This is a genomic window from Bradyrhizobium sp., assembly GCF_049512235.1.
Taxonomy (GTDB): domain Bacteria; phylum Pseudomonadota; class Alphaproteobacteria; order Rhizobiales; family Xanthobacteraceae; genus Bradyrhizobium.
The window spans coordinates 1-11,327 of sequence record NZ_JBEKXH010000470.1 but is presented as its reverse complement, the minus strand read 5'-3'; the positions used below and the strand labels follow the sequence as shown (position 1 = coordinate 11,327).

Annotated in this window: 14 protein-coding genes and 1 pseudogene; all 15 read left to right on the top strand. The window is 60.8% G+C overall.

All coding sequences use genetic code 11. The annotated features are described in order from the left end of the window. On the top strand, positions 1–201 hold a 201-nt coding region (locus tag ABSG20_RS29710; RefSeq protein WP_490338348.1), incomplete at its 5' end, for an ABC transporter ATP-binding protein. Then, complete coding sequence (locus ABSG20_RS29705; protein WP_423868027.1) at positions 198–917, top strand: SDR family oxidoreductase; 720 nt, start codon at positions 198–200, stop codon at positions 915–917. The genes ABSG20_RS29710 and ABSG20_RS29705, both read left to right, overlap by 4 nt. Positions 918–967: 50 nt before the next feature. Continuing rightward, positions 968–1,138 carry a hypothetical protein gene (locus tag ABSG20_RS29700; protein ID WP_423868026.1) on the top strand — a complete coding sequence of 57 codons (171 nt, stop codon included), beginning with the start codon at positions 968–970 and terminating at the stop codon, positions 1,136–1,138. 256 nt (positions 1,139–1,394) lie between these two features. Beyond that, on the top strand, positions 1,395–1,538 hold the full coding sequence (locus ABSG20_RS29695; RefSeq protein WP_423868025.1) for a hypothetical protein: 144 nt from the start codon (positions 1,395–1,397) through the stop codon (positions 1,536–1,538). Between the two features lie 239 nt (positions 1,539–1,777). After that, positions 1,778–2,869 (top strand): HAD-IIIA family hydrolase, encoded by a 1,092-nt coding sequence (locus tag ABSG20_RS29690; protein ID WP_423868024.1) that lies wholly within the window; start codon positions 1,778–1,780, stop codon positions 2,867–2,869. After that, entirely contained in the window at positions 2,857–3,594 is a 738-nt protein-coding gene (locus tag ABSG20_RS29685; protein WP_423868023.1) for a transaldolase, read from the top strand. Before ABSG20_RS29690 ends, ABSG20_RS29685 begins: the two co-directional genes overlap by 13 nt. A 9-nt stretch (positions 3,595–3,603) precedes the next feature. Continuing rightward, entirely contained in the window at positions 3,604–4,623 is a 1,020-nt protein-coding gene (locus tag ABSG20_RS29680; protein ID WP_423868022.1) for an NAD-dependent epimerase/dehydratase family protein, read from the top strand. Next, entirely contained in the window at positions 4,623–5,627 is a 1,005-nt protein-coding gene (locus ABSG20_RS29675) for an NAD-dependent epimerase/dehydratase family protein (RefSeq protein WP_423868021.1), read from the top strand. The genes ABSG20_RS29680 and ABSG20_RS29675 overlap by 1 nt, the downstream gene beginning before the upstream one ends. Before the next feature lie 10 nt (positions 5,628–5,637). After that, positions 5,638–6,297 (top strand): adenylyltransferase/cytidyltransferase family protein, encoded by a 660-nt coding sequence (locus ABSG20_RS29670; RefSeq protein ID WP_423868020.1) that lies wholly within the window; start codon positions 5,638–5,640, stop codon positions 6,295–6,297. After that, positions 6,281–7,159, top strand: coding sequence for a PfkB family carbohydrate kinase (locus ABSG20_RS29665; protein WP_423868019.1), 879 nt, complete (start codon positions 6,281–6,283; stop codon positions 7,157–7,159). Before ABSG20_RS29670 ends, ABSG20_RS29665 begins: the two co-directional genes overlap by 17 nt. A gap of 1 nt (position 7,160) precedes the next feature. After that, positions 7,161–8,096: a Gfo/Idh/MocA family protein gene (locus ABSG20_RS29660; RefSeq protein ID WP_423868028.1), complete on the top strand. Its 936-nt coding sequence runs from the start codon at positions 7,161–7,163 to the stop codon at positions 8,094–8,096. Then, entirely contained in the window at positions 8,093–9,382 is a 1,290-nt protein-coding gene (locus ABSG20_RS29655) for a nucleotide sugar dehydrogenase (RefSeq protein ID WP_423868018.1), read from the top strand. The genes ABSG20_RS29660 and ABSG20_RS29655 overlap by 4 nt, the downstream gene beginning before the upstream one ends. Then, positions 9,379–10,035 carry a class I SAM-dependent methyltransferase gene (locus ABSG20_RS29650; protein WP_423868017.1) on the top strand — a complete coding sequence of 219 codons (657 nt, stop codon included), beginning with the start codon at positions 9,379–9,381 and terminating at the stop codon, positions 10,033–10,035. Before ABSG20_RS29655 ends, ABSG20_RS29650 begins: the two co-directional genes overlap by 4 nt. Positions 10,036–10,064: 29 nt before the next feature. Further along, the gene (locus tag ABSG20_RS29645; RefSeq protein WP_423868016.1) at positions 10,065–11,060 is read left to right on the top strand and encodes a GDP-mannose 4,6-dehydratase; all 996 of its coding nucleotides are present in this window, start codon (positions 10,065–10,067) and stop codon (positions 11,058–11,060) included. Positions 11,061–11,073: 13 nt separating this feature from the next. Then, a pseudogene (locus tag ABSG20_RS29640) lies at positions 11,074–11,327 on the top strand (transketolase); the annotation flags it as partial.

Sequence of the window (11,327 nt, the reverse complement as noted above, 5' to 3'; positions counted from 1 at the left end):
CGCGTGCTCTGCGACGATGTTGCGATCCTGCAGCATGGCGAGGTCGTCGAATACGGACCGATCGCCCGGGTTTTCAGCGCCCCGCAGCATCCCTACACGCGACAGCTGCTGTCCGCCATTCCATTGCCCGACGTCGAGCCGGGCTGGCTCGATGATTCCGCACCCGTTGTAACACCCCACCAGCAAGGATCAGCCGCATGACCGAGAGCATCAAGGGTTCTGTCGTTCTCATCACCGGGGCCTCCGGCGCGATCGCGCAGGCCCTCATCGCCGCCCTTATGGCCCGCGGCGCAGCCAAGATCTATGCCGCCGCGCGCGATATTTCCGCTCTCGCCGGGTCCGACCAGCTGGTGCCGATCAAGATGGACGTCACCAGCGATGAAGACGTCACCAAGGCCGCCCAGGTCGCCACCGACATCACGCTCCTGATCAACAATGCCGGCATCAATCACAACACCGGCTTTCTGGTCGCGCCTGATCTGGCGATGGCCGAAGCGGAAATCGAGGCCAATTATCTGGGGCCGCTGCGCGTGACGCGCGCCTTCGCGCCGATCCTGATCGCGAACAAGGGCGCGGTGCTCAACCTGCTGACGATCCTGTCCCGCGTGAACCTGCCGTTCATGGGCTCGTACTGCGCCTCAAAGGCCGCAGCCCTCAGCCTGACGCAAGGGTTGCGCGCCGATCTGGGATCGAAGGGCGTTCGGGTCGCCGCCGCCCTGCCGGGCGCGGTGGATACCCGGATGACCGCGGGGCTTCCGATCCCGAAGATGTCGCCACCCGATGCGGCCAAGGAGATACTCGACGGCTTCGAGGCCGGCGAGGAAGAGATCTATGTCGGCGAGATGGCGCGTGGCCTCGCGCAGGGCCTCGCCCACGATCCCAAGGCCGTCGAACGACAGCTGGCGTCGCCGGGCTGATCCAAGGAAAGTTCTGAGAAAGCCGCGATATCGAACCAAAGGGGACCACCATGAGCAAGTCCATAATCCTGTTTGCCGTCGTCACCGCGCTGGCGGTCGGCGTGTCGCCGCACAAGGCATCGGCCGATTCCATTCCCGGCCTGCGCGGCCATGACCACACCGGCATCACGGTGCCGGATTCGAAGTCATTGCTCTGGATGACGACGGACCCCACGAAGTAACCTCTTGCAGCAAGCATTTGAGATTTACTTGCCGCGCCATCTGGACCATTACTTCCGACATATGTTCGCGCGAATCAATGGTGACGCAGCGATAGCGCTCCATTCGATCGACGTTTGGCGTCGCGAGTCTCGCGTTTAGTGGGTCGGACCCTGCTCCGGTGCCGGCGCAGGTTCCTCGCTCGCTGAGAGCGCGCGAGGACAAAAGCGTTTTTGTATCAGCCTGGATAAGCGCCTGAAGTTCGCGCCGGGAGACCGGTTGGGGGTCATCGCAGGCGCCTTCGCCGAGAATTCGGCCTTGTTCGACGGTCTGGCGGACAGCGGTCGCGTCGTGTTCCTGCTTCCCACGTTGGGCCGAAAAGTTTGCGTCTCGATTGAGGACGATGTGGTCGCGGTCGCCTGACGCGGCCCAAGCCTGACGTTTGGATGTCAGCCGGGTGGACCTGATTCACCCGGGCTGCGGTAGCTTGAGAAAATTTCATCTCTCGGGTTCGACTTCGATGGGCTCGGTTCGGGCCCCGGGTCATGGATGGCTAAAAGGCTGCTTCATAAGCACCGCGATGTGCATAGCGACGGGCAGTATTCTTTACCCACGTATTTGTACTGACATCTTTACTTCAGGATGCGCATTAGACTCACTGCATGATTCTCCCTGAAAGAAGCAAAGCCTTGCCGCTGCAAAATGAAATATCCGGTCACGCCGCTGAATTCTTCGCCCAGTCGGGCGCAATTTGCGGCAAAATCGATTTTTCAAGAATCGATGCGCTCGCGGCTGCCCTCGGGGTGGTACGCGAGCGTGGCGGTCGGCTCTTCATGCTGGGCATCGGTGGCAGCGCCGCAAATTGCAGCCACGCCGTGAACGACTTCCGCAAGCTGTGCGGCATTGAAACCTATTCCCCTGTCGATAACGTGTCCGAGTTGACGGCGCGCGCCAATGATGAGGGCTGGGAGACCATTTTCGAAGGCTGGCTTGAAGTAAGTCGCCTGAGCGAGCGTGATGCGATTTTTGTCCTCTCGGTCGGTGGCGGAGACGTCGAGCGAAACGTTTCGACCAACCTCGTAAGGGCCATTGAGTTTGCTCGCTCGCGCGGTGCGAAAGTATTCGGTATTGTCGGCAAGCAAACGGGCTACACCGCCAGGAACGGCGACGTCGTGGTCGTCATCCCCGAAGTGAAGGCTGAATGGGTGACCCCGCTCTCGGAGGCCTTTCAGGCCGTTCCCGAATTGCGCGATGGCCGCAGCTACGCTCCGCGCAGCATTGCAGCGTTCAGTATCTATCCGTATGCGGCTCAATCACTCGGGCGATTGAAGGCGGCGGGTTATCTGCTTGTCGTCGTCACCAATCAGCCTGATATCGGCAACGGGCTGGTGTCGGTTGATGTCGTGAGCGAGATGCACCGGCTGATGGCGCAGGCGCTGCCGATCGATCGCATCGAGATGTGTCCGCATTCCCAGTCCGAAGCTTGCAATTGCCGCAAGCCGAAGCCGGAGATGCTGGTCAACGCCGCACGACGCTGCGAAATCGATCTCGCGGCAAGTGTAATGGTGGGCGACCGTTGCAGTGATGTAGAGGCTGGCCGGGCCGCCGGTTGCAGGACAGTTTTTATAGACCACGACCATGTAAGTGAACTGAAATCCGCATCTGCCGACTTCACCGTTCGCACCCTTGCGGAAGCGGCGGACGTCATTCTGGGCACGATGCCGAACAACCGGGAGCGGCGATGCGCGCAGTGAACGAACTCAGGGTGAAGATATATGCCGATGGTGCCGATCTCGACGGCATTTTCAATATGGCCAAACTTGCGCATGTCAAGGGATTCACCACCAATCCGACATTGATGCGGAAGGCTGGCGTAACGAATTACGAGTCCTTTGCGCGCAGCCTGCTGGAAAAGGTCACGCAGCATCCAGTGTCATTTGAGGTGTTTGCCGACGATTTTCCCGGCATGGTCGCGCAGGCCCGCGTGATCGCCTCCTGGGGCACGAACGTGAACGTCAAGGTTCCGGTCATGACGACAAGGGGCGCGTTCACGGGGCCTGTTATCCACGCGCTGGCGGCCGAGGGCGTTCAACTCAACGTCACCGCGATCATGACGCCGGAGCAGGTTGCGGCCGTCGCCGAGATGCTGGACGATGATGTGCCGGCCATCGTTTCCGTGTTCGCAGGGCGTGTGGCCGATACTGGTATCGATCCGGTGCCGCATATGCGGGCGTGCAAGGATATTCTTGGCGCCAAGCCCAAGGCGCAATTGCTGTGGGCCAGCCCGCGTGAGGTGCTGAACATCTTCCAGGCGGATGACGTTGGCTGCCATATCATCACCTGCAGCAACGACATGATTGCCAAGCTCAGCCTGGCTGGCAAGGATCTCCTGGATTACTCGCGGGAGACGGTTCAGATGTTCTATCGCGACGCCACCGCGTCGTCGTTCTCGATCAATCCCGCAAAGTCCGCGGCCTGAGCAATGGGCATGGCCATGCATAAGCTCTTCGACCGTGTTCTCGTCACGGGTGGCGCAGGTTATTGCGGCAGTCTGCTGGTGCCCCAGCTGCTTGATCAGGGTTACGAGGTCACGGTCTACGATACAATGTTCTTCGGCGACGCCTTTCTGCCGAAGAACAATCCCAATCTTCGCGTGGTCAAGGGCGACATCCGCGACACGGCGCATCTGGCCGCGACCAGTGCGGGCCACGATGCATTCGTCAGCCTTGCCTGCATCTCCAACGATGCGAGTTTCGAGCTTGACGAGGCGCTGTCGACATCGGTGAATATGGATGCATTCGAGCCGATGGTAATGGCGGCCAAGAAGGCGGGCGTGAAGCGTTTCATCTATGCTTCCTCAAGTTCGGTCTACGGTGTCTCCGACAAACCGGATGTGACCGAAGACCACCCCCTGGTGCCGTTGACGCTCTACAACAAGTTCAAGGGCACGTGCGAGCCGCTATTGAAAAAGCACGCGGATGATGGCTTCACCGGGGTCATCTTCCGGCCGGCGACGGTGTGCGGATATGCGCCTCGCCTGCGGCTCGATCTATCGGTCAATATCCTGACCAATCATGCCATCAATGCGGGCAAGATTACCGTCTTTGGGGGGTCGCAGCTGCGCCCCAACCTGCATGTTCAGGACTACTGCGATGCGGTGAAGCTTTTCCTCGTCGCGCCGTCGGAAAAGATCCAGAAAGAGACCTTCAATGTCGGCTATCAGAACCTCTCCATCATGGACATTGCCAGCATGGTCCAGCGGATTGTGTCGGAGGAATTCCCGGAGAAAGGCGAAGTCGCCATCGTGACTACGCCGAGCGATGATTTGCGCTCCTACCACATCAACTCCGACAAGATCAGGAAGGTGCTCGGTTATGCGCCGCGTCACACCATCGAAGACGCGGTACGCGGCCTCTGCGAGGCTTTCCGCGACGGACGCATTCCTGACAGCATGAACGACGACCAGTACTTCAACGTGAAGCGCCTCAAACGGCTGCGCGCGGCCTGATGTCGAAGCCTGTCGCCATCGTGACCGGCGGCGCCGGATTCATCGGCAGCCACATGGTCGATCTGCTGCTGGATTCTGGCTTTGCCGTACGGGTGATCGATAATCTGAGCGGCGGCCACCGGTCGAATCTGGAGCACCGCAAGGGTGATCCCGGGCTGGCCTGCTACTGGCAGGACATCCTTGCGCTTGAGGCCGGCACGCCGATTTTCGAGGGCGCCAGCTACGTCTTTCATTTCGCGGGCATCGGCGACATCGTGCCGTCGATCGAGCGGCCGATTGAATACATGAACGTCAACGTACAAGGGACCGTTCGGGTGCTGGAATGCGCGCGGGCGGCAGGCGTCGGTAAAGTCGTCTACGCCTCCTCGTCTTCGTGCTACGGACTGGCGGCAACCCCGACCGACGAGGGGCATCCGATCGCACCTCAATATCCCTACGCGCTTTCGAAATATCTGGGCGAGCAGGCCGCCTTCCACTGGCATCGGGTTTATGGGCTGCCGGCAAATGCGGTGTGCATCTTCAATGCCTATGGTCCGCGTGTGCGGACCACCGGCGTCTATGGCGCGGTCTTTGGCGTGTTCCTGCGGCAGAAGCTTGCCGGCAAACCTTTCACGGTCGTCGGGGACGGGACACAGACAAGGGATTTCGTCTACGTCACAGACGTTGTGGCCGCGTTCCTGGCCGCCGCGCGGAGCGAATCGTCAGGCGAACGATTCAATGTCGGGGCCGGCAACCCGCAATCGATCAACCGGCTGGTATCGCTGATCGGAGGCGACGTGACTTATGTTCCGAGGCGTCCGGGCGAACCCGACTGTACATTCGCCGATATCAGGAAGATCACGACAGAACTCGGCTGGAGGCCCGCGGTCTCATTCCCGGAAGGTGTCCGGCGCATGCTCACCGATATCGAGCGTTGGCGCGAGGCTCCGCTGTGGGATCCGGCATCGATCGCCCAGGCCACGGAAAGCTGGTTCCGCTATCTTGGCAAAGAAAAAGTTCAATGAGAGCGCCAATATGGTTTCATTGATGGAGCGTTACCGGCACAAGATCAAAACCGCGGAGCAGTTGCGTGCGATTATTGGCCCGCCGCCGCGAAAAAAGCGCGTCATCATGTGCCATGGCGTGTTCGACGTGGTGCATCCCGGACATATCAGGCATTTGCTGTACGCGAAGAGCAAGGCTGACCTTCTGGTCGCCAGTATCACGGCCGACAAGCACATTACCAAGGGCGTTCATCGTCCGCATGTGACGCAGGATCTGCGCGCGCTCAATCTCGCGGCTTTCGAAATGGTCGACTACGTCATCATCGACCGCAACGATACGCCGCTCGCCAATATCGAGACGATTGAGCCCGACTATTTCGCCAAAGGCTTCGAATATAACGCCAAGGATCTTGCACCCAGAACGGCGGAAGAGGCGGCAATCGTCGAAGCCTATGGCGGGGAACTGATCTTCACGCCCGGCGATATCGTCTATTCATCGAGCGCGCTGATCAATCTGGCGCCGCCGTCGGTGAAGCTGGAAACCCTGCAGATCCTGATGGAGCGCAACGATATCACCTTCGACCGTCTGCGCGACGTGCTTTCCAGCATGCCGGGGCAGCGCGTTCACATCGTCGGCGACACCATCGTGGACAGCTACACGCAAGACGCCGACCATGAGCGTTCTGTATGAACGCCGTATAGATTATGTCGGCGGTGCAGGGGTTGTTGCCAAGCATCTGGTCGCGGCCGGGGCCAAGGTCACGTTCTCCACGGTGCTCGGCGACGATGCATTCAAAACCTTTGCGATGGACGATATGCAAGCGGCCGGCATCGACATGCGTGCCGTGATCGACCCGTCCCGTCCGACCGTAAACAAGAACGCCATCGTTGTCGACGGATACCGCCTGCTCAAAGTCGATACGCTCGACAACCGTTCGATCTCGGACAACATCCTGGCGTCTATCGCCGAAGCCGTGAGCTCGACGCCGGCCGACGCGGTGGTCTATTCGGATTTCCGTCACGGGCTGTTCAATCGCCGGACCCTTCCCGAACTGATCAAGGCAATTCCGCCAGGCGTCTATCGTGTGGCCGACAGCCAGGTTGCCAGCCGCTGGGGTAACATCACTGAGTTCACCGATTTCGACATGATCACGCCGAACGAGCGTGAGGCACGGTTTGCGCTGGCGGACCAGGATTCCGGCATCCGGCCGCTGGCATCGGTTCTATACGATACCGCGCGCTGCAAATTGCTGATACTCAAGCTCGGCGAGCGGGGCATTCTTGCCTGTCGCGGCAGGGATCACGTGTCGCTCGACAGCTTCTTTGTCATCGACAGCTTCGTTGATCGAGTGGTGGACGCGGTGGGAGCCGGAGACGCGTTGCTGGCCTATTCGACTCTGGCGATGTTGATTTCGAGGAACGATGCGGTTGCCACCATCCTCGGCGCCTTCGCCGCCGCTTGCGAATGTGAGTGTGACGGAAATATTCCGATCACGCCCGACAATGTCCGTGCCAAGATCGCCGATGTCGAACGGCAGATGAACTTTGCCTGAGATGCGCGTCGTGGTCGCAGGGCTTGGCGTGCAGGGCTACAAACGCCGCAAATGCGCCGGTGCCGATTATGTCGCTTCGGTCGATCCGGTCAATCCTGATGCCGATTTTTGTGCGCTGTCGCAGGTTCCCCTGGCACGGTACGACGCCGTGCTGGCCTGCATTCCGGATCAGCCCAAGCGGGAGTTGCTGTCCTACTGCGTCGCTCATGGCAAGCACGTGCTGGTCGAGAAGCCGCTCTGGGTCGATCGTGAAAGCGACCTGTTCGAACTCGAGCACAAGGCGAGAGAGAGGCGGGTCGTCATATACACCGCCTACAATCATCGCTTCGAACCGCATTTCATCCGCATGCGCGACCTGATCGCTTCCGGCGAACTGGGGCAGATCTACACTTGCCGGATGTTCTACGGCAACGGTACGGCGCGTCTGGTGCGGGAATCGGGATGGCGCGACAAGGGGGCAGGCGTGCTGCCGGACCTCGGCTCGCATCTGCTCGATACGTACCGCTTCTGGTTCGGCGACATGACACCGAGTTTTGCGATCACGGCCGCCAACAATTTCGAAAATCTGGCGCCCGACCACGTCGTCATCGCCAGCGAGGGGCAGGTGCCCCGGATCGAACTGGAGATGACGCTCTTGATGTGGCGCAATCATTTTACCTGCGACATCCTCGCCGAGAAAGGGACGGCACACATCACCTCGCTCTGCAAATGGGGCCCATCGAGCTTCATTCGGCGGACGCGCGTGCTGCCCAGTGGACGACCTCCCGAGACGATCCTGACGCTGACCCAGGACGATCCGACCTGGTCGGCGGAGTACGCTCACTTCCGTTCGTTATGCGCGGATCCTGCGCCGACAGATCTGTCGAATGACCGCTGGCTATATCGTGTGCTGTCGCGGCTTGGCGACGAAGCGATGGCGCGGGCGGCCCTGTCGTGAAGCCGGTCGTGGGATTTGTCGGGATGACTCATCTCGGCCTGGTGTCGGCAGCTGCGGTCGCAAGCGCTGGCTTTGAAACGATCTGTTTTGACCGCGACGAGGCGCTGGTTGCCAAGTTGCGCAACGGTCTGCTTCCGGTCCTGGAGCCCGACTTGCCCGAACTGATCGCCGCCAATGGTGCCCGGCAGAGCTATAGCACTGACGCCGCCGACATCGCCCGTTGCGATGTCGTCTATGTCGCGCCGGACATCGCAACCGATGACGAAGGGCGCAGCGATGCCAGCGCGCTGCGCGGGCTGATCGAACTCGTCGGAGCTGTTCTGCGCAAGGACGCGATCGCGGTGGTTCTGTCGCAGGTCGAACCAGGCTTTACCCGGAGCATGAGCGTTCCGGAGCCGGCGCGGCGCTACTACCAGGTGGAAACGCTGGTGTTCGGTCGCGCCGTGGAGCGCGCCACCAGGCCGGAGCGTTACATTGTGGGATGCGCGGATCCGGAGCGGCCGCTCGATCCGCGCTATCGTGCCGTGCTTGATGCCTTCAATTGCCCCGTTCTGCCGATGCTCTACGAGAGCGCGGAACTGGCGAAAATATCGATCAATTGCTGCCTGGTCGCCTCCGTCAGCGTGGCCAACATGCTGGCCGAACTGTGCGAGGCCATCGGCGCGGACTGGTCGGAAATCGTACCGGCGCTCAAGCTGGATCGCAGGATCGGACCATCAGCCTATCTGGCGCCGGGTCTCGGCATCGCAGGTGGCAACCTGGAGCGCGACCTTGCAACTATCTGTCGGCTGGCTGAGGCGCACGGCGGCGATGCGGACGTGGTCAAGGCCTTCAGGCACGACAGCCGATATCGGCGGGACTGGGCGGCGCGTACCATTCGCAAGGCATTGCTGGACCAGCATCCGCATGCCGAGATTGCGGTCTGGGGGCTCGCCTACAAGGAGAACACCCATTCAGTGAAGAATTCACCATCGCTGGCCACGATCAGGCAGCTGAAGGGAGTGCCGATCCGGGTCCATGACCCCGTGGTTCCCGCATCCGCGGCTGGCGACGCTACCGTAGCCGGTGCGAGGGAGCCGCTGCAAGCCACCGCAGGCGCGGAGGCGCTGATGATCTTGACGCCGTGGCCCGACTATCGGCGCATTGCGCCGGCGGAAATCGCGCGCAGTCTGCGCGGCAAGATCGTGCTCGATCCCTACGCGGTTCTGGATCGCATGGCGGCCGAAGCCGCGGGTCTTGCCTATTACACACTGGGCCGGCGCGCCAATGTGAAGGCATCATCATGAGTGAGATCGATCTGTTGCGCGCCTTGCCCGCGGTGAAGCGCAATATCCAGATGCGGAAGGATGCCAAGGACCCCGCGGTCGTCGCCATCGCGAGGCAATATGGCGAGATGTATTTCGATGGTCCGCGCGACTACGGCTATGGCGGCTATCGCTACGATGGCCGCTGGATCCCGGTCGCGCGCGACATTGTCGCGCATTTCGGATTGCAGCCGGGCATGCGCGTGCTGGATGTCGGATGCGCCAAGGGTTTCCTGGTCAAGGATCTGATGACGGTCTGCCCCGGCCTTGAGGCCTTCGGGCTCGACGTCTCGCTGTATGCCTTGATGAATTGCGAGGCGGACGTGGTCGGTCGTCTCCATCTGGGAACCGCGGAGCGGCTGCCCTTTCCCGACCGCAGCTTCGATTGCGTTCTCGGCCTCAACACAGTGCATAATTTTCCGCGTTCGCGCGCGATCAAGGTCATGCAGGAAATCCAGCGCGTCTCGGGTGGACGAGCCTTCGTCCAGGTCGACAGCTATCACACGCCCGAGCAGAAGGAGCTTTTCGAAAGCTGGGTGTTGACGGCTGAATTTTACGATTATCCGAAAGGTTGGATATCGCTGTTCGAGGAGGCCGGCTACACCGGCGACTATTACTGGACGATTGTCGAATAAGCGGGAACGCAGGAACAGGAACCATCACCATGTCCGGCAAGACCTATGCGATCCTCGGCGGCGGCGGCAGCTTCGGCATTCACGCCGCGCTTTATCTACTGGATCATGCCGATCCGAAGAAAGTGATCGGCATCGGCCGCGCAGCGTTGCGCCCGGAGCCTTTCTCGCTGGGCATCGAGAAGCGCAGGGGATATGCGTACCATGCCCGTCACGTCACCCATGAGCTCGACCTTCTGCTGGAGTTGCTGGACAAGGAGAAGCCCGAGATCATCGTCAATTTCGCGGCGCAAGGCGAGGGCGCGGTATCCTGGAAGAATTCCTGGCGGTTTTTCGAGACCAACTCGATGGCGCTGGCGAGGTTGTGCGAAGAGCTGATGAAGCGCGACTGGCTGGAGCGCTTCATTCAGATCGGAACCTCGGAGATGTATGGTTCGGTGAACCATGCCGCCAAGGAGGAGGAGCCGATCAAGCCCTCCAGTCCCTACGCCGCCTCGAAAGTGGCGTTCGACATGTATCTGGAATCGGTGCACAGGTTTCTCAAATTTCCGATGAACATCATTCGCCCGTCGAATGCCTATTGCCCAGGTCAACTGCTGCATCGGTTGATTCCCAAGGCGGTATGGTGCGGGCTCACCGGCCACAAGCTGCCCCTGCACGGTGGGGGGCGCGCGGAGAAATCCTTTATTCATGCCCGCGATCTTGGTCGCGCAATCCATTTGGTGGCCGAAAAGGCCCCGCTCGGCGTGATCTACAATGCCGGGCCGGCGCAGCCGACGTCGATCCACGAAGTGGTGGAACGTACGGCAAAGGCGCTGGATCTGCCGTTCGAGCGGTTATGCACGGTCACTGGCGATCGGCTGGGGCAGGACTCCCGCTATTGGCTCGACTCCAGCCGTATCAAGGCCGACCTCGGCTGGGAACCGGAAATCGGCTGGGACGAAGGACTCGGCGAAATGGTCGGGTGGGGCAGGCGCTATCTCAACGAGATCCGCGACTGGCCAACCGATTACGTGCTGCGGGCGTGATGGAAGTCAGAAGATGTTGAAGCTGCAACCTCGTCGCAATTCATTCGATGCGCCCGCGGCGCGCCTGCGCTGTCGGCGATATCGTCGGCGCATTCTCGACATCTCGCAGCAGGTTACGGCGCTGCATGTCGCGCCGGCGTTTTCCTGCACCGAGATCACCGATGTGATCTACCATGGCCTGATGCGCGGAACCGACTACGACGTGTTCCTGATGTCGAAGGGACACGGCTGCATAATCCAGTACGTGATCCTGGAAGAACTCGGCGT

What these genes read in the sequence shown, in the direction of transcription:
- ABSG20_RS29660 (WP_423868028.1), top strand. Translation starts at nt 7,161, where the DNA reads ATGCGCGTCGTGGTCGCAGGGCTTGGCGTGCAGGGCTACAAACGCCGC.
- ABSG20_RS29685 (WP_423868023.1), top strand. Translation starts at nt 2,857, where the DNA reads ATGCGCGCAGTGAACGAACTCAGGGTGAAGATATATGCCGATGGTGCC.
- ABSG20_RS29680 (WP_423868022.1), top strand. Translation starts at nt 3,604, where the DNA reads ATGGCCATGCATAAGCTCTTCGACCGTGTTCTCGTCACGGGTGGCGCA.
- ABSG20_RS29675 (WP_423868021.1), top strand. Translation starts at nt 4,623, where the DNA reads ATGTCGAAGCCTGTCGCCATCGTGACCGGCGGCGCCGGATTCATCGGC.
- ABSG20_RS29665 (WP_423868019.1), top strand. Translation starts at nt 6,281, where the DNA reads ATGAGCGTTCTGTATGAACGCCGTATAGATTATGTCGGCGGTGCAGGG.
- ABSG20_RS29650 (WP_423868017.1), top strand. Translation starts at nt 9,379, where the DNA reads ATGAGTGAGATCGATCTGTTGCGCGCCTTGCCCGCGGTGAAGCGCAAT.
- ABSG20_RS29670 (WP_423868020.1), top strand. Translation starts at nt 5,638, where the DNA reads ATGGTTTCATTGATGGAGCGTTACCGGCACAAGATCAAAACCGCGGAG.
- ABSG20_RS29690 (WP_423868024.1), top strand. Translation starts at nt 1,778, where the DNA reads ATGATTCTCCCTGAAAGAAGCAAAGCCTTGCCGCTGCAAAATGAAATA.
- ABSG20_RS29645 (WP_423868016.1), top strand. Translation starts at nt 10,065, where the DNA reads ATGTCCGGCAAGACCTATGCGATCCTCGGCGGCGGCGGCAGCTTCGGC.
- ABSG20_RS29705 (WP_423868027.1), top strand. Translation starts at nt 198, where the DNA reads ATGACCGAGAGCATCAAGGGTTCTGTCGTTCTCATCACCGGGGCCTCC.
- ABSG20_RS29700 (WP_423868026.1), top strand. Translation starts at nt 968, where the DNA reads ATGAGCAAGTCCATAATCCTGTTTGCCGTCGTCACCGCGCTGGCGGTC.